The 23,319-nt window shown below is 61.9% G+C and carries 17 protein-coding genes and 2 pseudogenes; 6 read left to right on the plus strand and 13 right to left on the minus strand.

Going from position 1 to position 23,319, the window contains the following annotated elements; translation table 11 throughout:
• Window positions 1-33: 33 nt before the first annotated feature.
• From DM872_RS00665 to DM872_RS00690, 6 genes are all read right to left on the minus strand, one after another.
• A complete protein-coding gene (locus DM872_RS00665) occupies window positions 34-1,164 on the minus strand; it encodes a TIGR03364 family FAD-dependent oxidoreductase (RefSeq protein WP_179057653.1) in 1,131 nt (376 codons plus the stop codon).
• A gap of 180 nt (window positions 1,165-1,344) precedes the next feature.
• Entirely contained in the window at window positions 1,345-2,364 is a 1,020-nt protein-coding gene (locus tag DM872_RS00670) for a putative 2-aminoethylphosphonate ABC transporter substrate-binding protein (RefSeq protein WP_179057654.1), read from the minus strand.
• A gap of 42 nt (window positions 2,365-2,406) precedes the next feature.
• Window positions 2,407-4,128, minus strand: a complete 1,722-nt coding sequence (locus DM872_RS00675; RefSeq protein ID WP_179057655.1) for a putative 2-aminoethylphosphonate ABC transporter permease subunit — start codon at window positions 4,126-4,128, stop codon at window positions 2,407-2,409.
• A 1-nt stretch (window position 4,129) separates the two neighbouring features.
• Window positions 4,130-5,191, minus strand: a complete 1,062-nt coding sequence (locus DM872_RS00680) for a putative 2-aminoethylphosphonate ABC transporter ATP-binding protein (RefSeq protein WP_179057656.1) — start codon at window positions 5,189-5,191, stop codon at window positions 4,130-4,132.
• Window positions 5,192-5,453: 262 nt separating this feature from the next.
• Window positions 5,454-6,314, minus strand: a complete 861-nt coding sequence (locus tag DM872_RS00685; protein ID WP_179057657.1) for a LysR family transcriptional regulator — start codon at window positions 6,312-6,314, stop codon at window positions 5,454-5,456.
• Window positions 6,315-6,428: 114 nt separating this feature from the next.
• Window positions 6,429-7,436, minus strand: a complete 1,008-nt coding sequence (locus tag DM872_RS00690) for a GlxA family transcriptional regulator (RefSeq protein ID WP_179057658.1) — start codon at window positions 7,434-7,436, stop codon at window positions 6,429-6,431.
• A gap of 99 nt (window positions 7,437-7,535) precedes the next feature.
• Between DM872_RS00690 and DM872_RS00695 the strand changes: the two genes are divergently transcribed.
• Window positions 7,536-8,147 carry a LysE family translocator gene (locus tag DM872_RS00695; protein WP_179057659.1) on the plus strand — a complete coding sequence of 204 codons (612 nt, stop codon included), beginning with the start codon at window positions 7,536-7,538 and terminating at the stop codon, window positions 8,145-8,147.
• 46 nt (window positions 8,148-8,193) lie between these two features.
• Here the strand turns inward: DM872_RS00695 and DM872_RS30370 are convergent, their stop codons facing one another.
• A complete protein-coding gene (locus DM872_RS30370) occupies window positions 8,194-8,328 on the minus strand; it encodes a hypothetical protein (protein WP_256873260.1) in 135 nt (44 codons plus the stop codon).
• A gap of 441 nt (window positions 8,329-8,769) precedes the next feature.
• Window positions 8,770-9,053 (minus strand): annotated as a pseudogene (locus DM872_RS00700) (transcriptional regulator).
• A gap of 146 nt (window positions 9,054-9,199) precedes the next feature.
• Between DM872_RS00700 and DM872_RS00705 the strand changes: the two are divergent.
• Window positions 9,200-9,484 carry a type II toxin-antitoxin system HigB family toxin gene (locus DM872_RS00705; RefSeq protein ID WP_179057660.1) on the plus strand — a complete coding sequence of 95 codons (285 nt, stop codon included), beginning with the start codon at window positions 9,200-9,202 and terminating at the stop codon, window positions 9,482-9,484.
• Window positions 9,485-9,494: 10 nt separating this feature from the next.
• A complete protein-coding gene (locus tag DM872_RS00710; RefSeq protein WP_179057661.1) occupies window positions 9,495-9,896 on the plus strand; it encodes a helix-turn-helix domain-containing protein in 402 nt (133 codons plus the stop codon).
• 276 nt (window positions 9,897-10,172) lie between these two features.
• Here DM872_RS00710 and tssM read toward each other — a convergent pair.
• The 5 genes and pseudogenes from tssM to tssH all read right to left on the minus strand — a co-directional run bounded on the left by tssM (window position 10,173) and on the right by tssH (window position 20,188).
• Window positions 10,173-13,909: pseudogene (tssM, locus tag DM872_RS00715) on the minus strand (type VI secretion system membrane subunit TssM).
• Window positions 13,910-13,924: 15 nt separating this feature from the next.
• On the minus strand, window positions 13,925-15,367 hold the full coding sequence (gene tssA / locus DM872_RS00720; RefSeq protein ID WP_179057662.1) for a type VI secretion system protein TssA: 1,443 nt from the start codon (window positions 15,365-15,367) through the stop codon (window positions 13,925-13,927).
• Window positions 15,355-16,032 carry a type VI secretion system-associated protein VasI gene (gene vasI / locus DM872_RS00725; protein WP_179057663.1) on the minus strand — a complete coding sequence of 226 codons (678 nt, stop codon included), beginning with the start codon at window positions 16,030-16,032 and terminating at the stop codon, window positions 15,355-15,357. The genes tssA and vasI overlap by 13 nt, the downstream gene beginning before the upstream one ends.
• Entirely contained in the window at window positions 16,029-17,606 is a 1,578-nt protein-coding gene (locus DM872_RS00730) for a sigma 54-interacting transcriptional regulator (protein ID WP_256873261.1), read from the minus strand. Before DM872_RS00730 ends, vasI begins: the two co-directional genes overlap by 4 nt.
• Window positions 17,607-17,620: 14 nt before the next feature.
• Complete coding sequence (tssH, locus tag DM872_RS00735; RefSeq protein WP_179057665.1) at window positions 17,621-20,188, minus strand: type VI secretion system ATPase TssH; 2,568 nt, start codon at window positions 20,186-20,188, stop codon at window positions 17,621-17,623.
• 493 nt (window positions 20,189-20,681) lie between these two features.
• On the opposite strand from tssH, the gene tssB reads away from it, so the two are divergent.
• From tssB to tssE, 3 genes are all read left to right on the plus strand, one after another.
• Window positions 20,682-21,182, plus strand: a complete 501-nt coding sequence (gene tssB / locus DM872_RS00740) for a type VI secretion system contractile sheath small subunit (protein ID WP_179057666.1) — start codon at window positions 20,682-20,684, stop codon at window positions 21,180-21,182.
• A 205-nt stretch (window positions 21,183-21,387) separates the two neighbouring features.
• Window positions 21,388-22,869, plus strand: coding sequence for a type VI secretion system contractile sheath large subunit (tssC, locus tag DM872_RS00745; protein WP_179057677.1), 1,482 nt, complete (start codon window positions 21,388-21,390; stop codon window positions 22,867-22,869).
• Window positions 22,870-22,883: 14 nt separating this feature from the next.
• Window positions 22,884-23,312, plus strand: a complete 429-nt coding sequence (tssE, locus tag DM872_RS00750; RefSeq protein WP_179057667.1) for a type VI secretion system baseplate subunit TssE — start codon at window positions 22,884-22,886, stop codon at window positions 23,310-23,312.
• Window positions 23,313-23,319: the final 7 nt, after the last annotated feature.

Below are 23,319 nucleotides of genomic sequence, written 5' to 3' on the forward strand. Positions count from 1 at the left end.
CGGACCAACCTACGGTCTCTCACCTCCACCGGATCAAGCCAGCAACCCCGCCATCGTCCGCTCGCCCAAGGCCGGACCGATGCTCATGCCGACACCGCTGTGCATCAGCACCGCCGTCACGCCGGGAGCGGCCTTGAGCACCGAGAAGGGTCCCGGACCACGTGCGCCGTAGACGCCCTGCCAGCGCTCCACCACCGTCAGGCGGGTGCCCAGGGTGTGCTCGGCCAGCTCCAACATGATGTCGTCCACCGCTTCGGCGTTGAAGGGCGACGCATCGCTGCCGTAGTGGTGGGAATCGCCGACGATCAGTTCGCCGTAAGGCGTCGGGCTGACCAGCAGGTGGATGCCGTTTTCCTCCAGCTCCGGCTGCTCGTTCTGGATCTGCTCGCGAATAGCCTCGGCTTCCGGCAGGTCGGCGAAGGCGCCGTAGTGCACGCAAGAGAGGCCGGTGAGCACCGCCTGGTTCAGCCCGAAGTCGCGCTCCGGGCGCACCCGCAGCATCTGCAGGCGGCAGACCTGGGGTTGTAGCGGAGCGATCTGCTCGGCCAGCAGCGTCTGGTAGTCGTGCCCCGAGCAGATAACGATCTGCTCTGCGCGGCAGCTGCCTTTGGTGCTGTGGATAACCCCCGGTTCGACATCGCGCACAAGGGTGGAGAAATGGAATTCGACGCCATGCTCGCGGCGCAGGTATTCCACCAGCGCGGGAATGGCCTCGCGGGAATAGAGCTGCTGGTCATCCAGCCCCAGCAGCGCGGCTCGGTGGTGGCTGAACTGGCCCTGGTAGAGATCGTGCAGGCGCTCGCCACGCAGCAGTTCGACGTGATAGCCGTGCTCGGGGGCGCGCACTTCGCAGAAGGCTTCCAGCAGCTCCTCTTCGGCGCGGGTACGGGCGAACAGCAGGGAGCCGTTGCGGTGGATTTCGAAGCCGGCGGCCTCGGCCCAGCCCGCCCAGATTTCGCGGCTGGCGCGGGCCAGCGCATGCATGGGGCCCGGCGGTTGGCCGGTGACCAGGGCCTGGCCGAAGTTGCGCACCGACGCGCCCAGCGGCGTGGCGCTGCGCTCGAAGACGCTGACGCGCAGGCCGCGACGGGCGGCGGCGTAAGCGTGGGAAAGGCCGAGGATGCCGGCGCCGACGATGGCGATATCGGTGTCTTGCAGGGGCATGAGTGACTCCTTGGAAAACAGTGCCGCCCCTCTTCCCTCACCCCGGCCCCGCTCCGCGCCCCTGCCTGGCGCTTCGCGCTCAGGCGCTCATAGGCACTGGAAGCAGTGCTTCCAAAAGCGTGCCTATTCGCCCCAGAGGGAGAGGGGGGAAAGAGCGAGGGAGCGGGCTGATAGTTCGACTTACTGCGGCAGCTTCTCGGACTTGCCGTCGTAGCGCTTGCGCCATTCGGCAAGGATCTGGTCGCGGTTCTGCGAGGCCCAGGCGAAGTCGTTCTTGATCAGGCGCTGTTCGTAGTCGGCCGGCAGTTCGGTCTGCGGCTTGGCGATGCCCGGAGCGGCGAGAACGGCGAAGTTCTCCTTGTACAGCTCCATGGCGGCCGGGCTGGCGGAGAAGTCGGCGAGTTTCTTCGCCGCTTCCATCTGGTCAGTGCCCTTGACGATGCCGGTGGCTTCGATCTCCCAGCCCAGGCCTTCCTTCGGCAGGACGATGTCCAGCGGGGCGCCCTGGCGCTTCAGCTGCACGGCCGGGTACTCGAAGGAGATGCCGATGGGGAACTCGCCGGCGGCGGCCAGCTTGCACGGCTTGGAACCGGAATGGACGTACTGGCCGATGTTCTGGTGCAGGCCATCCATGTAGGCCCAGCCCTGCTTCTCGCCGAAGGTCTGCAGCCAGGCGCTGACGTCGAGGAAGCCGGTGCCGGAAGACGCCGGGTTCGGCATCACGATCTTGCCCTTGTACTCGGGCTTGGTCAGGTCTTCCCAGCTACCGGGTTTGCTCAGGCCCTGCTTCTCGGCTTCCACGGTGTTGAAGCAGATGGTGGCGGCCCAGACGTCCATGCCGACCCAGGCCGGCGGGTTGGCGGCGTCGCGGTAGTTGGCGCCGATGGTTTCCAGGTGCTTGGGCGCGTACTTCTCCAGCATGCCCTGCTGGTCCAGGATGGCCAGGCTGGAAGCGGCCAGGCCCCACACGGCGTCGGCCTGCGGGCGGTCTTTCTCGGCCAGCAGCTTGGCGGTGATGATGCCGGTGGAATCACGCACCCACTTGATCTCGATATCCGGGTTCTGCGCTTCGAAGGCCTTCTTGTAGGCCGACAGCTGTTCGGCTTCCAGGGCGGTGTACACGGTCAGCTCGGTAGCGGCCTGGGCCTGGAGGCTGAAGCCGGCCACTACGGCGGCGGCGAGGGCGAGGCGTTTGAACATGGAAAGCTCCTTGTCGGGGGTTGGCTTGCGGTTTTTGGTTGTTCAGGGGGTGGCAGGCGAGCCCTGGCGCCAGGCCTGGGACCGGCGCAGCAGGCCGCGCGAGGCCCAGGCCAGCAGCAGGGACACGGCGGCTGAGGTCAGCAGGATCAGGGTGGACATGGCGGCCGCACCGCCGACGTTGCCGGCATCATCCATGTTCAACACGGCCACGGCGGCGAGGATGCTGTCCGGGCTGTAGAGGAAGATGGCGGCGGACACGGTGGTCATGGCCGAAACGAACAGGTAGCGAATGATGTCCAGCAGCGCCGGCAGGCAGATCGGTACGGTCACTCGCAGGTAGTGGCGCCAGAGCGGCGCCTTGAGCGACAGCGCGGCGGCTTCGAACTCGCCGTCCAGCTGGCGCAGCGCGGTGGTGGCGGTCATCTGCGCGGTGGTCAGGAAGTGCGCGATGGAGCAGATCACCAGCAGGGCCATGCTGCCGTAGAGCGCATGAAGTGGATTGCCCGGCAGGTTGAAGAAGAACACGTAGCCAAGGCCGAGCACGAGGCCGGGCACCGCCATGGGCACGAAGCTGAGCAGGCGCAGCGCCTGGTTGAGCCACCGCTGGCCACGGGTCTTCTCCATCAGGTAGGCGCCGGTGAAGATCAGCGCGCTGCCGAATATGGCCGTGCAAGTAGCCAGGGTCAGGCTGTTGCGGTACGCCAGCCAGCCGCCGCCGGCGGTTTCCTCGAAGGCGTAGTGACGCAGGGACAGCGACAGGTTGTAGGGCCAGAACTTCACCAGCGACGAATACACCGCCATGCCCAGCACCAGCAGGAGAATCGCGCAGACCACCAGCACCAGCGCCAGGAAGCAGGCATCGCGGACCTTCGACGGTGCCGGATGGAAGACCTGCGCGCGGCCGCTCATGGCCTCGCCCTGGCGGCGGCGCAGCCAGGCATCGACACCAAAGCTGAGCAGCGCAGGGAGTAGCAGCACCATGCCAATCAGCGCACCCCGACCGAACTGCTGCTGGCCGACCACCGCCTTGTAGGCCTCCAGCGCCAGCACCTGGTAGTCGCCGCCGACGACCACAGGCACGCCGAAGTCGGTGATGGTCAGGGTGAACACCAGACAGAAGGCCGCGAACACAGCCTGGCGGGTGGACGGCCAGGTGATGCTGCGGAAGGCCTTCCAGGGGCCCGCTCCCATGCTGGCGGCAGCATCGAACAGGCGCGCATCCGCCATGCCCAGGGCCGAGAGCAGCACCATCAGCGCGTGGGGGAAGGTGTAGATGGCTTCACCCAGGACGATGCCCCAGAAGCCATAGATATTGTCCGGCAGCCAGTCGCGCAGCAGGCCCTGGTTGCCGAACAGGTAGATCAGCGCAATGCCCGGCAGCATCGACGGCGCCAGCAGCGGCAGCAGGGAAATCCCGCGCCACAGCCCCTTGGCCGGAATCAGCGTGCGTTGTAGCGCATAAGCGAACAGGTAGGCGGTGGGCACCACGATGGCGGCGACGCTCAGGGACACCTTCAGACTATTGCCCAGCAGCCAGTGGAAGTTGGCGCTGGCGAACAGCCCGCGGGCTGCGACGAAGCCGCCGCCCTGCCCCGCCTCACCGCTGAAACCGCGCCAGAAGATCGCCAGCAGCGGCAGCAGCACCGCGAGGATCAGCAGGCCGAGGAACAGGTATTTGCCTCCCTGCACGAAGAGGCGGTCGCCGAGGTCGCCGCGCAGGGCGCCCTTGGCCGGCGCTTTATCCAGCTTGATCACGGCATCCATCTCAGGCGAACACCTGCAGGCTGCGGGACGGCAGGGCCACCCAGATATCCGGAGTGCCGAGGCGCGGCAGGCTTTCCGGGGCCAGTTCGGCCAGCAGCGGATAACCCGGCAGTTGCTCCAGCTCGAAGCTCATGCGGCAACGGTTGCCGAGGAAAGTGATCTCCCGCACTTGGGCACGGAAGCGGTTGTCCTGCTGCTCGGAGGGGTTGATGGCGATAGCTTCAGGGCGGCAGAACAGACGGCCGCGGTCAGCACTTGCGGCGCTTTCAGGCAGGCGCAGGCGCATACTGCCGACACGGGCGTGACCGCCCTGGCGCGAGTCGAAGGGCAGCCAATTGCCCTGGCCGACGAACTCGGCGACGAAGGGCGTGGCGGGCTGGCGATAGATGTCTTGGGGCGAGCCGTATTGTTCGACGCGGCCCTGGCTCATCACTGCGATGCGGTCGGCCATCAGCATGGCCTCGTCCTGGTTGTGGGTCACCATCAGCGTGGTGATGCCCAGGCGCTTCTGCAGTTGGCGCAGCTCGGTGCACAGGTGCTCGCGGACGCGGGCGTCCAGCGCCGACATCGGCTCGTCCAGCAACAGCAGCGACGGCGCCGGAGCCAGGGCGCGGGCCAGGGCTACGCGCTGTTGCTGGCCACCGGAGAGCTGGCCGGGGAATTTCTTCTCGCTGCCGGCGAGGCCCACCAGTTCCAGCATCTCGGCGACGCGGGCACGAACCTGCTCGCGGCCGCTACCGGACAGGCCGTAAGCGATGTTCTGCTCGACGGTCAGGTTGGGGAACAGCGCATAGGACTGGAACAGGATGCCGTAGTCACGGGCCTGGGGCGGCAGACGCGAGATATCCCGCGAGCCGATGTGGAGCGTGCCGCTGTCCTGCTGTTCCAGACCTGCGATGCAGCGCAGCAGCGTGGTCTTGCCACAGCCCGACGGCCCCAGCAGGCACACCAGTTCGCCTTCGGCGATATCCAGGGACACCCCGCCCAATGCGGTGAAATGGCCGAAGCGCTTGTGGATATCTCGCACCCGCATATGGGTGGCGTGGTGATCGGCTGGGTTCATGGCGGTACCTCGTTAAGCAGTTGGCGTGCACGGGTGCACGGCTCGACGAGGGTGATGCTAGGGGGGCAATGCGAACGTCAGATGGCGGTTGGGCAAATTACGCCGATAGTGTCATTGGCGGATTTGGGATAGGGGATCGAACCGTCAGGTACCACCAACGGCGCCACGCCGGACTCCGATGGTGGATCGATGAAGCGTGATCCACCCTACGACTCCGACGTGCTTTTCGTAGGGTGGATGTCGCTCTTTACATCCACCTTCCCTACTCCGTGCTTTCCCGCGCCACGGCCAGAAAGGCCGCCGGCAAGCGCGCCTGGCGCCGCTCCTTGAGGCAATAGAGGTACTCGTCGATCTGCGGCGCGCCCTTGAGTTCGATCACCCGCAGCTCCGGGTTATCCGGCACTTCGTGGCGGGCGATGATGCTGATGCCGAGATTGCGGATCACCGCTTCGCGGATGGATTCACGGCTGCCGATTTCCAGCAGCGGGCCGATGGAGATGCCGGCGTCCTTGAGCATGTCCTCGGTGAGCTGGCGGGTGGTGGACCCGGGCTCGCGCATCAGCAGGCAGTGGCCCTTCAGGTCCTCCAGGCTCGCGGACTTGCGTCTCGCCAGGGGGTGCTTACGGTGCACGGCCAGCACCAGCGGGTCGCTGCCCAGCACCATGCGGACCAGGCGCGCGTCGTCGAGCTTCTGCGAGGAGGCGGCCAGATCGACGCGGTATTCCTCTAGCGCTTCGATCACCTGCTGGGAGTTGCCGATATCCAGCGACACGTCGATCTGCGGAAAGCGCGTACGGAAGCTGCGCACCAGGTCGAGGATGTAGTACGGCGCGGTGGCGCCAATGCGCAGGGTGCCCTGCATCTGTCCGCAGTTGCGCAGGAAGAACTCGATGTCGGCTTCCTGCTGCAGCAGCACCTTGACCATGGGCAGCAACTTCGCCCCCTCCTCGCTCACTGTCAGACGGCGACCACCACGATGGAACAGTTCGACGCCGTACTGGCTTTCCAGGTTGCGGATCTGCGTGGTTACCGTGGGCTGGCTGAGGCCGAGCTTCTTCGCCGCCAGGGTGATGCTGCCCAGGCGGGCAACCATGTAGAAGGCCTTGAGCTCAGCGCTGAGCATGGCAACGGAACCTCGGAACGGGGAATTGCAGGCATTCTGCCCGCGGCCGGGTGAACTGCACAGTGGCGGAGGAAACCTGTGGGAGCGAATTCATTCGCGATGCCGGACGCAGTCCTACTCGCCTACGCGTTCCACCCGTGCCCTTTGCTGCAGGCGGAAGGCCGCAGGTGAGATGCCGAAGCGCGTGCGAAACAACCTGGCCAGATGGCTGGTATCCGCTGCGCCGATCTCGTCGGCGATCAGTGCCAGGCTGTGATCGGAATTCAGCAGCCGCCATTTCGCATGGTTCAGGCGCATCTCGGTCCAGTAGGCCTTTACCGTCACGCCGTGCCTGGCCTGGAACAATCGATCCAGCTGACGGCGACTGACGCCCGCCACTTCCGACAGCACGTCGACACCGGTTGCGGACGCCATCCATTGCCGCATCAGCGCGATGGCGCGATCGACGTGCCGCCCGTGAACCGTCGCGGCCTCTCGTGAGCGCAGCAGGTGTTCGCTGCTTCGGCTTTCATCCACCAGCATGTCGGCCAGGCCCTTGAGCGCCTTGGTTCGGCCACAGGCGCGAGACAGCAGTTCCACCGCCAGGTCGATGGCCGCAGCACCGCCTGCACAGGAAATGCGATTGCCGTCGAGACAGTAGAGCCGCTCGCGCTGTAGCGGGATGCGCGGATAGGAGGCGCGGAACTCGGCCTCATGGCGCCAGTGCACCACCACCTTGTGCCCGGTCAGCAAGCCGCAGGCAGCGAAGAGGAAACACGCGTTATCGATGCACACCAGCTTCACGCCCTGCGCGGCGGCCTTGCGCAGGAGCGGGCGGTAAAGGGGGGCGAGGGCCTCGGTCGCGCCGGCACGGCGTCCACCGAACACGACCAGGTAGTCGTAGTCGGCCAGCGCGACCTGCTCCGGGCTGGCATCCACCTGGACGGCCGCCCCACTGCTGGACACGACATGCCCGTGTTCGAGGCCGAGAATCGTCCAGCTGCAGTAGCGTTGCCGACTGTAATCTTCGTCGTCGCCGGTGAAGCGCAGCTTGTCCAGGAAGCCGCCGAATGGCAGCAGGCTGAACTCGGGAAGCGGCAACAGCAGGAATCGAACATCGGGTGGGCTGGCATCTGCGTGCATGACGGCATGTCCAGAAACTACCAAAGGATGTCCAGAAAATACCGCATACATCGACGAGCCGTCCCTAGACTGACCACAGATTTTCACGAGGACTGACAGATGGCTCCGGATACCTGGCTGATTTACTTCATCGCCACCATCGGCCTGGCGCTCACGCCCGGCCCCAACAGCCTGCTCGCCCTGACCCACGGCGCGCTGCATGGCTCGAAGCGCACGCTGTTTACCATCACCGGCAGCGTCTCCGGTTTCAGTCTGTTGATCGCGCTGGCGATGTTCGGGCTTGGCACGCTCCTGGAGGCTTCGTCCGCCGCGCTGACGGTGCTCAAGTGGATTGGCGGCGCCTATCTGGTGTGGCTGGGCCTGCAGCTCTGGCGAGCCCCCGCCCTGCACCTGAACCCACTGACCGGCGCGGGTATACCGCCGCCGTCGAACCTGTTCCGCCAGGGGTTCCTGTCGGCTCTGGCCAATCCCAAGGTACTGCTCTTCTACGGTGCTTTCCTGCCCCAGTTCATCGACCTGCAACGTTCACTGGTCAGCCAGTTCATCGTGATGGCGGCGACCTTCGCGGCAGTGGAATTCCTGGTGGAGTATCTACTGGCTCGCCTGGCGTTCAGGATCCGGCCGTGGCTGGAGCGCGGCGGCAAGGGCTTCAACCGTGGTTGCGGCACGCTGTTCGCACTGGTCGGCGCAGCGCTGCCGCTGACGCGCTGATGCCGCAACGACGAAAAAGCCCCGCGCCAGGCGGGGCTCGTTCGCATCAGTAACCTCCACTACCGCCCATGGGCTCGCTTTGCTGCGAACCTCCGCCACCATCACCACCGCCGTTGCAGGACGAGCCACTGATCGCAATGAACAGCGCCACCATGACCAAGGGGAGCAAGCGTCTGAGCATCTGAGTTCTCCCGTAAGGTGAGCCCCCATCATTCAGTCAAGCGTGGTGCACAGGAGGTCGCAAGCGCAGGTGGCCAGCGCTCGAAACGGTAGTGAGGAAAGGATCAGGCGGGAAAAAATGGCGTCGTAGAGTGGGTTCGAACCAGCAACCTTCCCCTTATTAGGACGAGCGCGAACTGGCCAGTATTGAATAACTGCCAAACCACTCAACAGCTCAATACGTACCGGTCAATAGGTAGCCATTGCAGGCGCTAACCGCTCAGCAACCAGCGATTTGTATGCCTAGATGTACTCCTAAACCACAGAACAACCTTAACCACCTGCAATTTCTGAATGCTTAGATTCCCTTCTCGTCCTCAGATCAAGGCCCACTCATTGGGCTTTTTTCGTTTCTGGGGTTTGGTGATGTCGAAGAAGTGTCGAAATCGACCCACTTAAAGGCTCAGTGAGACAGTGCCTGGAAGACGTGCTTGGGGTCGTTGTGAATGGCCCGCAGCAACACCTTGGCCGGTCCAGTGGGTTCACGCCGACCTTGTTCCCAATTGCGCAACGTGCCGAGCTGCACATCGAGGCCGCGAACTTGGCTTGGGTCAGGTCGGTGGCCTTGCGGATTTCCTTCACCTTCAGCGCGTCCACGGCGAGCTCCCGTGAAGGCTTGCGCTCGCCACGGTGGATCTCGTCCATTTGCTGGACGCTTGCCAGCAGGTCTTCAAAGAACTTGCTCATGGCGCTTACCTCCACCGCTCAATGATTTGCTTGAGCACCTTTCGCGCGGGAGGGGGCGGATTCAGGTGGCCGCGAAAAAATAGCGTATCGCTATATTTTTGCGATGCCGGTAGTATAATTATCGCAGATCGCTATACGGACACAGCATGCACATCATCACGCAGAAGCGTATCTGGGAAGCTAAGGAAAGATGGTCGCATTCGGCCAACGCACTGGATGCTTGGTATCGCCTACTGAGCAAGCTGGACCCAAAAGACTTCGTCGAGATGAAGCAGACCTTCCCCAGCGTGGACAAAGTAGGTGACAAACATGTGTTCGATATCGGCGGTAACAAGCTGCGGCTCATAACCGTGGTGGACTACCAGTTCAAGAAGGTCTTCATTCGAGCCGTCCTCGATCACCAAGAGTACGACCGCAACCAATGGAAGTGAGGTGCACAACATGAGCGCACTCCTCAAGCAAGCCGTCGAACACTGGCGCTACGTTGCTCCGCTGCTCACGCCTCCACATACCGAGGCGGACTACGACGTACTGGTCGAAAGCCTCGACGAACTGCTCGACGAGATTGCCAGTACCGAGAATCACCCTCTCGCCGTTCTGGCCTCGCAGATGGGCGACCTGATCGCTGCCTATGATGCAAAGCACTACGTCATGCCCGATGCCCCGGGGCACGAGGTGTTGCGCTATCTGATGCACGAGCACAACCTCACCCAGAGTGACCTGCCGGAGATCGGAGCTCAGTCCGTCGTGTCCGAGATTCTCAATGGCAAGCGCCAGCTCAATGTCCGCCACATCCGTGCGCTAGCGGAACGCTTCAAGGTACCGGCGGACGTTTTTCTCTGAACGAGACGAGCAACTGCCACCACACTCCGGTACATAGTCAGGGCTTTTCGTCCCGTCGGACAATAACGCTAGCCGAGCGCCCAGGGGTTTCGCAGGCGAGTGCGCAGAAGTCCGATGGAACATGAGCGGCGTTACGCGAGCAGTATCTCTTAAGATGCGAACGACGTTGAGAGACGAAGTCGTGCCAGAAAACTCTGAAAATCCAGCAAGTAGAACGACATCCTTTCTTGATACGCACCCTCGGAATAACATCCGCTCCTCTCTGCTGGCGACATCTTATCCAGCGTTACTTGGACGGTTCTCTGCTCGAACATCTGGACGGGCGTCAGCACGCACCCGAAGACCGTCCTGCAATAGGGTATGCGGCAATACGAAGTCCTTGAACAGAGGCTGTGTGAAAGGATTATTGGTTTTCTCGGTGCTGATGCGATACCGCATACCGCCATCTGGTGCAGAGAAGCTAATGTCTACGCTGGTACTGGTACCGCCATTCAGTCGAGCCTGGCTCAACAAGCGATAAAGCGACCAAGGCCCGCGATAGACCAGTCCACTGCTGCTGCCCCCGCGTTGACAAGCGTCATGCGACTTTCATTGCTTGGTGCAAGGGTGTTGGGCCAAATGAGCGCCGTGCTGGTGGTGGGTCCATGGCTGTAGGTGATCAGTTGACCCTCCACGCTGAGCGAACTGCTGCGCTTTGTGGGTGACAACCCTAGCGGCTCAACATAGAACTGCACACCCAACATCCCACGGCTGTTGAAGAATGCATCGCGGATGCGGTCAGCCGACTCCAACTGGGTGAGCACGTCGGAACGTACCAAGTAACCCGCTAGGCGCTCGGAGTACAGGGCCTCCAGGTTCTCCTCGACGAACAGGTTCAGGTACTTTTCCCGGAACGTCTGTAGGCGGCCTTGAGGTCCAAAGAACGCCGTGAAGTCATCAAGGGATGCCTCGTCCCGACTGGCCGGATTGAAGGGATATCGGTTGGCCAAGCGTTCGCGATAGAAGCGAAAGACGTCGGCATCCCAGCGCCGCTCTAATTCACGTAAGGCCTCCACCAGGATCACCCTCGACGATTCGTCGGCCAGCTTCGCTACCTGACGGTTCATCGGTTCCGGTAGCCCTGCAGCGATGCGCTGCAAGTTGGCGATGGGGTCGGGGCCCTTCAGGGAGAAGCGTTCCAGAACCACACCGAGGGCGGCTTTGCCGCGGTCGGGACCGTCGTGCACGAGGCGCACCTGGTCCTGAACGCTTCCGATTGCCAGCATCGTCTCATCCAGGTAGGAAGCCCGCTCGCCCTTGGCGTCCAGCAGTTGGCTCAGCGGAGCAAAGGCACGGGCGATATCCATGATCGGTGGTGCAGTTTCCGCGTCGTCGCGACTCTTGCTCGTCCTCTCCACCATGGCCGCAGCCTTGTCTGCAACAGTCTCCCTGCCCTCCGTCGCAATTGTCGGCTCCGCACCGAGTTCACCGTTGTCACGCACCGTCTCGATCAAACGCCGCATCGGCGCCGCCGGGCTGGTGACGCTGCCCAGAATACTCACCGCCTGGGAGACATCCTGAAAATCCCGCACTTCCAAGAGAGCGAGGCTTGTCTGCCACGAATCCACGTAGTCACGGCTATAGATTGCTCGAATGCGTTCGGTGAGGGCCGCTTTGTCCGCTTCCGAATAGTCGACTTTATCGCGCTCACCCAGAGCCCACTGGTCGATCATCGCCAGTTCGGTGAGATCCTGGCTGTGTGGAGCGAAATAATTGCGATAGCCCTTGGCGGTCAGCAGAGCATCGATGCGACCATTCGACGGCAGGTAGCTCCCCTCCTCTCTTACTGTCGCAACAGGCTCGTAGACGATATCGAATGCTGGGCCGATTTCATTGCGCAGGTCCAGCGGCGAGCGCAGGGAGGCACCAGACTCCCTGCGCATGGTCATGTAAACGCGCTGGGGTAGCGGAATCTGCCGCAGTTGGCGCTGGACCACAGCAACCCGCGCCTGGTACTGGGGTAGGCGCGTATCGGCGTACTTCATGGCGTAGTCGAGGTGACGCATCAAACCACGCTGGACGCGGTCTTCGCCTGGGAAATCCGCCTGCCATTGTGCAGCCATCCAACCCTCCACCACAGGCGGGCGGCGGTTGGGTCGGTCTTCGATCATCCGATAGACACGAAGCGCGGCCAATTGAGCATCGCTATCCACATCAGAACCATCGAGCCGGTTTATCACACCACTCGCCAACGCCGGCAGGAAACGCTCCGAAAGTAGCGCCAGATAGGCCTCATCGACCTTTGGGCCAATGGCTCGCCCCTGGTATAGCCCGAGGTCAGAGATTAGCGGCCAGGCGTCTCGGTAGTCGCCATAGACCGCCACCGCATTGCTGATCTGATCCAGCGGTTGAAGCAGATTGCGGCCAGTCGGGTCGAGTTTGCCGTCAATAGCGCGAGCACTGAAATCGCGGCTGCGTTCCAGCACGCTCATGGCCTTTTCGCGGTTCACCGCATAGTAGTGGTACCACCCGCCGATGATCAGCAGACTCCCGACCGAGGCAATGCCAAAACGAATGGCCAAGGCATGCTTCTTCTGTACTAGAACCCTGGGGTTGTCGCCGGCCAGGCCGGACTCGGGGTAGATGATGCGCTGGAACAGTTGCTGGGCGAAGTACACCATCGCACGGCCGCTGGGTTGCACGTGATTCACAGGCTCCCGCAGGTCGTAGGTCTGCGCAGCCGAGGCCACGAATGCGTTGTTGAGCACACCCTGTTGGTAGACCGAGGAAAAGAACACACCACGCGGCAAGGCGGGAGTGGCAAACCGGTCACTGCCCATCACGTCTGCCAGGAAGCCCAACAGTATCGCCCGCAGGCCGGATAGTTGGCGCACCAACGAATAGAGGGCCTCGCGCTGCTTCGTCTCAGTGACGTCCGCCATGGCATCGAAGACTTGCTCGTTCAGTCTCCCCAAGAAAGCGTCGTAGCGCATTCCCAACTCCTCCAGCCAAGAATCGTATTCCCGCAGCGAATCCAGCGTGAAAGTGAAGCCGAAGATATCTTCCCGCACCGACTTCGGTAGACGAGCAAACAGCGTTTCGAAGCCCTCGAGCAAGTCGAATTTGCTGAGTACGACGTACAACGGAGGACGTGTGCCGAGCTCACGGCTGAGCTCTACCAGGCGGGCTCGCAGCAGTGCGGCCAAGGCCTTTCGGTCGCTCGGTTTCTGGTTCAGCAAGGTCACTAGGCTGACCATCAGCACCACGCCATTGAGCGGCCGACGACTTCGATTGCGCCCCAGCCAAGCGACGAAACTGTCCCATAACCGCGAATGGAGGTCTTCCGGCAGTCCGGCCGGGAGCCTGCGCGGCGAGACACTCTTATCGACGGCTGCGGCGTCCTGGATGGGGGCGTTCTCGGAATCGACGCTGATCCTGGGCTGGCTGATGATCTCGCCAGGCGGGTCAATGAGCACTGCCTGTTCGCCCATCCACCAGTCGATGGAGTAGATCTTGTCGGGATCCTCCTGCATACGACGGCTGCCGGCCTTCATTTCTCCAGTCAACGAGAAGCTCTGATTGGACCGGTTGACGAAGCTGGTCTTGCCCGAGTTCTCCTGTCCCAACACAAGGTACCAGGGCATCTGGTACAGGGCGTTTCGCCCCTTGAGATGCGACTGGAGTGTTGCGAGGCTTCGGTCGAGATCGCGCTCCTGGGCTTCTACATAGCGCAAGCAGGCATCGACTTGAACCGCTTCAGTATGTTTGCGGTCGGCTTCCAGATGCTGCGCTCGTTGGCGCAGGCGCAGCGCCCATACCAGCAATGGGATGACCAGCAGCACCACTGTGGCCAGCACGCGAGCGGTCAGGCTTTCCAGCGGGTGGTACTCACCCCAGGTCCATTTGGGCCCCAGCCACCAGATGGCTCCCAGGGCGAGGATCAGGAGCAGCAGTAGCACCAGGGACAGGCCTGGCTTGAACCCGCGCAGTACAGGCCGACCGAAGCGTTGGAGGTTGGACCAGATTTTCCACATGGCAATATTCCCTGTTTAATCCTTGTGTTCCACTGCGGCCGGCGCGTGCTGCGCCAGGAGATCGAAAAGAGCAGGCTCCCACTCGCGAGCCGAAGCACTACTCATGGCGCCATGCGCCCGCGCATACAGGCCATCGGCAAGCCAACGCAGCCCGCGAGCGGCGAGCAACTCGGCAGCAATGGTCATGAGGTGACAGCCATGCCTGAGATCAGTCCGCTGTTGTTGAAGTGACTCCAAGCGTCGGAGCATCGGCTCCACACCGCGGGAGTCCAGCAACGTTCGCAGTTCATCACGCAGTGCGGGGTACTCCAGTGCTGTGCCTGATCCCCCGGTGGCACCTCCTTGGCGAGCACCGCTCAGCCAAGCCTGCGTAGCACCGTCTACAAATGGCCGCCCATCGGCGAACTCCAACTTGGTCAAGGCTGGCAGTCGAGTGACGAAGCGTTCGGCAGCCTGCCGAATGGCCTCTGCCACTAATGGCATCTCCAGCCTGCGAGCGATGCCGGCTGACAAGAAACTGCCCCGAAGCCAATACGGCGAAGACGCGACGCTGCGTTCCACACGCTGTAACAGGGGCGGATCGACGGTGTTGTTCTTCAGCGCTTCGTCATAGCCTTCGGCGATATCCGCAGGAACGGCCATCAGCTCGGTGCGGTCCCCCTTGCGGGGTGAAGGCGCATTGGTCAGATGCCCCCAGAGCGCGAAGCGGCGCAGGACGTATCCAGCTGGGTCGTAGGCATCCTGCTGATTGATGATCTCCGCTGCTGAAAGCAGTGAACGTCGGTTCTCACGTTCGTTGCCTGGGCCGGCCAGGGCGGGAGAGAAGAAGGCATCCGTTACCGCATCGCCTTGCGCAGAAACCGCGGCAGGCTGCTTGACGAGCTCCGGTGCACGATTGGATTCAACATGGCGCCACAGCTTGGCTTCGAGCGAGGTCAGCGTCGGTACGTCCAACTTGGCTGACTCAGCACATACCTGAAGGGTGTCGAGTGCGTGCTGCCCGGCCTTGTAAAACTCGGCGGTAAAGCCTTTGGCGTCCAGCGTAGGCAAGGCATCGCCCAGGCGCTCAAGGTGCTGGGAAATCAGACGGCGCTTGACCATGTAGCCCGTGCCGCCGGGTTTGGGGTGTCCCGTTTCCCAGTAGCGCTCTACCATGCCAGCCAGCACGCCGGCGGCCTCTGCCCAGCCACGCCAACTGCTCGAACGCAGCCGCACCGTGATCAGGTGCCCGGCAATACGCAGGTGCTTGCACTGGTTGCTCAAGTACCGCCGCGCTCCCTCATCGATGAAAGCCCAATCGATAGTCTTTTCCTGAAGGGTGCCGAGCTTGATCATCTCGTGGTCAATACTCTGGAAGAGTTCGTCTTCCTCATCGAATACCCCGGCAGGCTGGCGTTCATCCAGCGGGGCCAGCAACGCCTTGAGGTCTAGCGGAGGAAGCGCTTTCACCAGTGACACGCCTCTCGCTGCTGCATCATCTGGCCGGCCAGCGCGCTTACATCGAAGCGCAGTCCATGAAATGGGCTGTGGTCGCTCTCAAGTTGCAATTGCTGGCCCGGTCGGGTCAGCTCGCGCAACTGCTCGATGGCCACAAGCCCCCGCCCAGCATCGGTGACCGTGCCGTCTTCCAGAACCTGCCAAGGCCGCGACGGAGATATCGGCCGGCCATCTAGCAGAAGGCGGATACTGACGCGATTCACCGGCAGGGGATCGGCAGTCAGCAGCTGTAGCCGGGAGATATTCGACAGGCAACTTATCGCCAGAAGCGGACGAGGCGCGGCGCCACTCAGCGCCGGTGAAGAAATCACCACTTTGAACTGTCCCGGCAAGTCATCCGCGCTACGCCCGAGTATCGAGGCGGTCTGATCGGGACGCCGGCCCACCTCATTCTCGCGAACGAGTACAGTGATATCCGCCGCCCTTACGGCAGGTTCGGCACTGACGGAAGGGGGTTGTGATGACGGTGGTGTCGGCGGCGTTCCGGCTGCGGCATCGAAGCAGGCAAGCCGCTCGACCGCGGATACGATCCTGGTGCAATCCGGGCCGGCCGCTACTGCGGTGCCTCCGGCGTCCCAGCCAATCAAGGCTGCAGCCGACAGCAGGGTCAGGCTAAATAGCTTCATGCGATGGAATCCTCTCCGTCCAAGTTCCACTCCAGGCATTTGCGCGCCAAGGTGCGCTTGGGGATGCCCAGGCTCAATGCAGCGTTGCGGCGCGATCCTTCGACCTTGCGCAGGCGGTCGGTCACGATAAGTCGCTCGATTGTCGAAAGTGCTTGAGGAAGGTTGTCGGTATGAACTAGGTCCTGCAGCATCCCGGCCATGGTTCTACTCGCCGGACGCAGATTGACCGTTTGGCTGTCGACCAACTCACCCAGTAGCGAGCTGCGGATACGCTTCCCGGGTGCCGTGCGCTCCGCTGCCGCCAGTACAAGGCTGCGCAACTCGCGGACATTTCCCGGAAAGGCGTAGCGCTGAAGGCGCGCCAAAGCGCTGTCCGAGATCCCGGCGACGCTGCCTTGGTGCTCCCGGTTGTGGTGGAGCAGCACATGTGAAACCAGGGCCGGGATATCCTCCGGGCGATCGCGCAATGGCAGGATATGCAAGGTCTGTTGACGTATGCGGAAGTACAGGTCCTCCCTGAAGGCACCGTCCAGCACCAACTCCGGCAGAGGCCGGTGGGTGGCGCAGATCAGGCGAAAATCAGAGGCCTGCTCGCGCGTGGCGCCCACGGGCCGGAACTTCTTTTCATTCAACAGGCGCAGCAAGGTGCCCTGCAGACCCAGCGGCATGTCGCCGATCTCATCGAGAAAGAGCGTCCCACCGTCAGCTTCGGCGACCAGCCCCTTACGTGCCTGCAAGGCACCGGTGTATGCGCCGCGCACGGTTCCGAACAGCTCCGCCTCGATCAAGTCCTTGGGGATGGCTGCGCAGTTCACCGGCACGAAGCTTCCGTGCCGAGCAGATGCCTGATGAATCAGCCAAGCGGCATGGTCCTTTCCAGAGCCGGTTTCGCCGGTGATCAGAAGCGAGAGCGAGGAGTCGGCCAGACCTAGCATCTCTGACCGCAACTTTTTGGCCGTGGCCCCGGTGCCAATGAATCCCGCAGCCAGCAGCCGCGAGGCACGCGCCAGGCTTTGTTCGACCTCGCGCCTTTGGATAGCGGCGCGCTCAAGGCGGGCGTTTGCACTCTCGCCATACTGCTCGCGCAGGAGCTTAATGATCAGCTCATGGCATTGGACCAACTCTTGCCATACTCGGTCTTTTCGCCACGCATGCAGCGCAACATCACTGCCCACGATAGCTACGACACCGAGCGCTCCCTGTGGTCGCGATCCGGCAATGGGCAAGACCAGCATCGCGTCGCCACTAGCATGACGCTCCTGCAACGAATCGAACCCTGCTCCAACATCTACCAGATGGCCCAGGCGCTCCACATGGCAGGGTTTGTTGCTCATCAGGCCATAGACCAAGGGGTTATCCAACTCGGCCAACGAAATAGCGGGAAGATCCTCTTGTGGCCCTCCATGCTTAGCGACCGGTAGCAGGCGCTCTCCAGCGAACTCCCGCCAATAGCAGTAGGCCTGGTTCACTCCCGATGAGCTGCACAAATGCAGGAGAAACCGATTGGCCGTAGCTTCGAGGTTTCCGGCCTGGAGCAGCTCCCGAATCAGAGTGACGACGTCCATGACATCCATGCCGCCCTCCTGGCTCATTCGAGTACTGCTTCGAATGAGCCATCACTCCACCGCACTACCGCGCGCTGGATCTTGTCTCCCCGCGACAGGCGTTGCAGCACCCCCAGCGACAGAGGTGGCAGCAACTCGCCATCGATGCTCGCATCGAGCATGCGCGCACCGTTCTGATGCCGCGAACAGCGCGCCCGCAGTTCACCTCGCGCCCCATCGTCAACCACCAACGTTGCGTCATAGCGTTGCGAGAACTGCTGCTGCAACCGCTGCAGGCGGCTGTTGATGATCTCGTTGAGTACGGATTCGTCCAGGTAGCGATAGGGGACGATCTGCATTCTCGCCAATAGTGCCGGCTTGAAGAAGCGCATGAGCCGTTGGCGCAGCGTATCTCCATCGAGATCGGTCAGTGAACTGTCCCCTTCGTCGAAGCCGAGATTCGAGGTCAAGAAGAACAAGATGTTCTGACAGTCAATACGGCGGCCTTCACCATCGGCCAGTTCGCCCTTGTCGAACGCCTGGTAGAAGACGTTCAGCACCTCCGGATGCGCCTTCTCCACCTCGTCCAACAGCACGACCGAATATGGCTGCTTACGGATCGCCTCGGTCAGCACGCCGCCCTCTCCATAGCCGACATAGCCGGGTGGAGCGCCAAGTAGCCGAGAAACAGTGAACTTCTCCTGGTACTCGGACATGTTGATGGTGGTCAGGAACTGCTCACCACCAAAAAGCGAGTCCGCGACCGCCAGCGCGGTCTCGGTTTTGCCCACGCCGCTCGGACCGACCAGAAGGAACGCCCCTATCGGCGTACCGGGGCGTAGCAAATCGGCCACGGCGGTAAGCAAGCGCCGGTAGACGACATCCAGGGCAGCATCTTGCCCCTTCACGCGCTTGCGAAGACTGGCTGGCAGGCTGTCCAAGCGAGCCATCTGGTCGCTGCTGATGGTCGTGGCCGGGATGCCGGTCCAGTCGGCAATTACCTGGGCGATCTGCTCGGCGCCGACATCAGCGTGCAGCAGCGCGCCATCGCGCTGCAGCTCTGCCAGCTGGCTCAACTTGATTGCGAGCGTCTGCGAAACGTCCTCCCCGAGGTCCTGCGCTCGTAGTGCCACGATCTCATCTACCAATGCCCTCTGCTGCTCCCAGGCCTGGCGCAGTGCATCAATGCGATGCTCAACGGCCTGCCGCGATACGGCCAGTGCTTCCAGGCGATCCGGTGCAACCGCTCGCCCCGCACGTCGGTCGCGCACGAGTTGTGATGACTCTGCATCGATCTGGCTGAGCTCATTCTCCAGCGCGATCAGCCGCCGCGGTGGCTCTGCCAGCGCTGACGCCACTCGAGCGCATGCGGTGTCCAGCACATCGATGGCCTTGTCTGGCAGTTGCCGGCCAGAAAGATACCGGTCCGCAAGCGCCGCTGCGGCTTGCAACGCATCGTCACCGATAAAGACCTGGTGAGACGTCTCGTAGATCGGGCGCAAGCCGCGAAGGATGTGCACCGCCTGCTCTGATGTGGGTTCCTCAAGCTTGACCAACTGGAAGCGGCGGGTCAGGGCAGGATCCTTCTCGAAGTACTTCTTGTACTCGGACCAGGTGGTGGCGGCGATGGTGCGCAGCTCGCCGCGCGCCAATGCCGGCTTGAGCAGATTGGCGGCGTCGCTGCCGCCCGCCACATTGCCAGCACCGATGAGGGTATGCGCCTCGTCGATGAAAAGAATGATCGGCCTGGCTGAACCCTTGACCTCATCGATCACCGCCTTCAAGCGCTTCTCGAATTCACCCTTCACGGAAGCCCCGGCCTGCAGGGCACCCAGGTCGAGCCCCCACAGTTCGACCATGCGCAGTGGCTCGGGCACACGGCCCTGCACGATGCGCAGGGCAAGGCCCTCGACCAACGCACTCTTTCCAACTCCTGCGTCGCCCACAACGATGGGATTGTTCTTGCGCCGGCGCGAGAGGATATCGACCATCAGGTCGATCTCCGCGTCACGGCACAGCACTGGGTCGACGCCCCCATCTCGTGCCTGCATCGTGAAATCATGGCCGAACTTGGCCAGCGCGCTGTCGCCGCTGGCCTGATCCGAATAGGAGCCGGGTACTGCCGAGGCCCCCGGGGACTCTGCCGATGCCGCCAGCAAGGTAGAGAAGCGCTTGCGCAGCGCCTCGCGACTCACGCCGTCGAAGAGCTGGATTGCAGATAACGGCAGGTAACGCGCCGGACTGAGCAAGGCGGCCAGCAGGACGGCACCACTGCGTATGTGCGGCTGCCCTAGCTCGACCGAAGAAAGGAGCCAGGCTTCTTGCAGCACCTCGACGAGTAGAGGTGAGAAGGATGGATATTGACCGTGACTGCCGTCGCGATCGGGAAAGGCAGTGGCCAAGGCATGGCGAACCTCATCGACACCCAGTCCGACTTCGGCCAATGCAATGCGCATGTCACAAGCTGGCTGCTCAAGGAAGACGGTCAGTAAATGTGCGACGGTCACCTCTGCGCCGCGTTGCCCAATGCACAAGCTTCCTGCTTCCTCAAGTGCATTCCGGCAGAAGGCGCTCAGACGTTCAAATAGCGACGCTAGATCAACCGTGATCATGTTGAAACTCACCCATTTGAGAAAAGACTTCCTTGATTCAGGACGACGTGCATATGTGAGGCGTCCCTCCACCGAAGATAGGTTTGTGTTTGAGGTAAACACCTAATCTCACATTCGTACGCGCAATACCCTTGAAGGGAAATACGAATTGAGACTTCTCGTATATGCGAATTTTCTGAAAAGAAGTGACGAACAATCTCGCGCCCTGCCCCTACAAAGCTGTAGATATTTCGCGCCAGAAATTGGGAAAACTCTTATTCCTTTAAGACTTGATCCTGTTCTAGCCTGAGTCCTTGTTGCAGCATGCACGTATTCCGTGGAGTTCCGTGGAGTTCCATGAGTTCAATTCCACATATAGCCAGCCGGAAGGGCGATATGCGGCATCTCGCCTCTTCATGAGCCCGCAAAAGCGAGCCCGCCTGGTTTGCGTCCATGCAATAGCAACTTCAATTTGACACCCGTCAAATCAATTGAACTACCGAAGGAGTGGCTCATGGCAAAGAACGGATCGATTGCGCCGAAGGAACGCGTCAATATCACGTACGTCCCGGCAACTGGCGGCGAACAAGAGGAAGTAGAGCTTCCACTTCGACTGATGGTGGCAGGTGACTTCAAGGGACACGAGGAAGATATCTCGCTCGAAGATAGGATGCCGGTGCGCATCAATAAGGACAATTTCAATAGCGTCCTTGCTGAGTCGAATCTTGGTCTGAAGATGGATGTTCGTAATGTGCTGGTCGAAGGGGCCGAAGACACTTTGCATGTCGATCTAAAGTTCCAGTCGATTGAAGACTTCAATCCCGATGCCATCGCGCGGCAGATTCCTGAGTTGAACAAGCTGCTTGAACTACGTGAGGCGCTGGTAGCGCTCAAGGGGCCGCTGGGCAACGTTCCAGCGTTTCGCAAGCAGTTGCAGGCGATGCTTGCTGATGAGGGGGCACGCAGCAAGCTCGCCAAGGAGCTTGAAGCCGTACTGGGTGAAAGCGCGAACTGACTTCGCCTTCCGATCTGTGGTGATGGATCTTCGCAGAACGCCGACCAGAATGCGGCGGCCTGTGACCTGCATTACCTCCTCACAGACATCGAACTCTCCGGGCCTCGGCACCGAATGAAGCGCCTTGGGCATAGGCGCAACTGGTTGTTTCGCCAGACAGCCTCATGAACAAATCCCTCCCTTTCAGGTTTCAAAGGACATGACCATGACAAGAGCGATATCCGCCACTGTCGAACAGCAAGATTCCCAACCACAAGGTGGCCTACTGGCCCAGATCCTTGCACAAACGCGCATGGAGCCGAGCCAGGAGGGCTATGCAGTAGCCGAACGAGGCGTAGCCGCCTTCATCGCTGAAATGCTCAAATCCCAGGATCGAGAGCAACCGGTCAACAAACAGCTGGTCGACCAGATGCTGACGCAGATCGACGCCAAGCTCAGCAAGCAAATGGACGTTGTTCTGCATAGGCCGAAGCTACAGGCGCTGGAGAGCAGTTGGCGTGCGCTCAAGCTTCTGGTCGACCGCACCGACTTCCGCGAAAACATCGTGATGGACCTGCTGCATGTCACCAAGGCGGAATTGCTGGACGACTTCGACGGAGCTAGCGATGTCACTCGGAGCGGGCTGTACAAGCACGTCTACACCTCGGGGTTCGGCCAGTTCGGCGGTCAGCCGGTGGGGTCCCTGGTCAGCAACTACACCTTTGGCCCCTCCGCCCCGGACATCAAGCTGCTTGGCTACGTTGCCTCGGTAGGTGCGATGGCACACGCGCCATTCCTGGGTGCCGCGGGTCCTGAAATGCTTAACCTGGACTCCTTCCAGGACGTCCCCAACCTCAAGGAAGTGAAGGATATTTTGGAGGGGCCTCGGTTCACCAAGTGGCGCGGCCTGCGCGACTCGGAGGACGCCCGCTACCTGGGTCTGACCATGCCGCGCTTCCTGCTGCGCCAGCCGTACGACCCGCTGGAGAATCCTGTTCGCAGCTTCGACTATCGAGAGACCATCGACGGTAATCACGACAACTACCTATGGGGCAACACGGCTTTCCTTCTGGCCAGCCGAATCACCGATAGCTTCGCCAAGTATCGCTGGTGCACCAACATCATTGGCCCGCAGTCGGGCGGAACGGTCGATGACCTCCCGGTTCACCTGTACGAGTCGCTCGGTCAGTTGCAGGCCAAGATTCCGACCGAAGTGCTCATCTCCGATCGACGGGAATTCGAGTTGTCCAGCGAAGGCTTCATTCCGCTGACCATGCGCAAGGATAGTGACAACGCTGCCTTCTTCTCCGCCAACTCGGTACAGCGCCCCAAGGTCTTCCAGAAGACCCCGGAAGGCCAGGCCGCCCAGAGCAACTACATGCTCGGCACCCAGCTGCCGTACATGATGATTCCCAACCGTATGGCTCACTATCTCAAGGTGCTTCAGCGTGAACAGATTGGCACCTGGAAGGAGCGCCCGGATCTGGAGCGCGAGCTCAATACCTGGCTTCGTCAATACGTGGCCGATCAGGAAAGCCCATCTGCAGACGTCCGCAGCCGCCGCCCGCTGCGCGCCGCGAAAGTCGTCGTGCAGGATGTCGAAGGAAATCCCGGTTGGTACGGCGTCTCCTTGGCGCTTCGCCCGCATTTCAAATACATGGGCGCCAACTTCGAGTTGTCGCTCGTAAGCAAGATGGAAAAGGAATGACGAGGAGCTGAGCCATGCCTCGGTCGCCGGGACAAGGAAGCTTGTTTGAACGGTTGGACCCAGACCTGCCGCCACGTCGCGCGCGTACGCAGCAGGACTTGGCGGCCGAGCGCGTCAGGGCCATCAAGAACCATTTGGAACTGCTGCTCAACGCCCGTCGGGGCGGCTCCCAGAGCTGCCCCGAATTGGGCCTGCCGGACATGAACGACGCGGGGGCAGGCCAGATGGATCTGAGAAACCAGATTTGCCTGGACATCAGGGAGGCAGTGGCTGCCTACGAGCCGAGAGTCCAGGTTGTCGACGTCCGTCCGCTCATCACTGGCGAACAGCCACTTGGGTTGCGATTTCGCCTCCATTGCTTGGTGCCAGTCAGAGACGCATCGGAGCAGGTGGAGTTAGACCTGCTGGTTCACCACCGGCAACAACGGATCAACGTGATGTGATGGACTT

Origin of the sequence: Pseudomonas taiwanensis, from assembly GCF_013393345.1 — a bacterium.
Lineage (GTDB): Bacteria > Pseudomonadota > Gammaproteobacteria > Pseudomonadales > Pseudomonadaceae > Metapseudomonas > Metapseudomonas resinovorans_C.

Bases quoted from the DNA above. Each gene is read 5' to 3' on its own strand.
- DM872_RS00670 (WP_179057654.1), bottom strand. From the start codon at position 2,364: ATGTTCAAACGCCTCGCCCTCGCCGCCGCCGTAGTGGCCGGCTTCAGC.
- tssE (WP_179057667.1), top strand. From the start codon at position 22,884: ATGCCTCGGTCGCCGGGACAAGGAAGCTTGTTTGAACGGTTGGACCCA.
- tssH (WP_179057665.1), bottom strand. From the start codon at position 20,188: ATGATCACGGTTGATCTAGCGTCGCTATTTGAACGTCTGAGCGCCTTC.
- DM872_RS00710 (WP_179057661.1), top strand. From the start codon at position 9,495: ATGAGCGCACTCCTCAAGCAAGCCGTCGAACACTGGCGCTACGTTGCT.
- DM872_RS00685 (WP_179057657.1), bottom strand. From the start codon at position 6,314: ATGCTCAGCGCTGAGCTCAAGGCCTTCTACATGGTTGCCCGCCTGGGC.
- DM872_RS00705 (WP_179057660.1), top strand. From the start codon at position 9,200: ATGCACATCATCACGCAGAAGCGTATCTGGGAAGCTAAGGAAAGATGG.
- DM872_RS00680 (WP_179057656.1), bottom strand. From the start codon at position 5,191: ATGAACCCAGCCGATCACCACGCCACCCATATGCGGGTGCGAGATATC.
- tssB (WP_179057666.1), top strand. From the start codon at position 20,682: ATGGCAAAGAACGGATCGATTGCGCCGAAGGAACGCGTCAATATCACG.
- DM872_RS00690 (WP_179057658.1), bottom strand. From the start codon at position 7,436: ATGCACGCAGATGCCAGCCCACCCGATGTTCGATTCCTGCTGTTGCCG.
- DM872_RS00675 (WP_179057655.1), bottom strand. From the start codon at position 4,128: ATGGATGCCGTGATCAAGCTGGATAAAGCGCCGGCCAAGGGCGCCCTG.
- DM872_RS00665 (WP_179057653.1), bottom strand. From the start codon at position 1,164: ATGCCCCTGCAAGACACCGATATCGCCATCGTCGGCGCCGGCATCCTC.
- DM872_RS00695 (WP_179057659.1), top strand. From the start codon at position 7,536: ATGGCTCCGGATACCTGGCTGATTTACTTCATCGCCACCATCGGCCTG.
- DM872_RS00730 (WP_256873261.1), bottom strand. From the start codon at position 17,606: ATGGATGTCATGGACGTCGTCACTCTGATTCGGGAGCTGCTCCAGGCC.
- DM872_RS30370 (WP_256873260.1), bottom strand. From the start codon at position 8,328: ATGCTCAGACGCTTGCTCCCCTTGGTCATGGTGGCGCTGTTCATTGCG.
- vasI (WP_179057663.1), bottom strand. From the start codon at position 16,032: ATGAAGCTATTTAGCCTGACCCTGCTGTCGGCTGCAGCCTTGATTGGC.
- tssC (WP_179057677.1), top strand. From the start codon at position 21,388: ATGACAAGAGCGATATCCGCCACTGTCGAACAGCAAGATTCCCAACCA.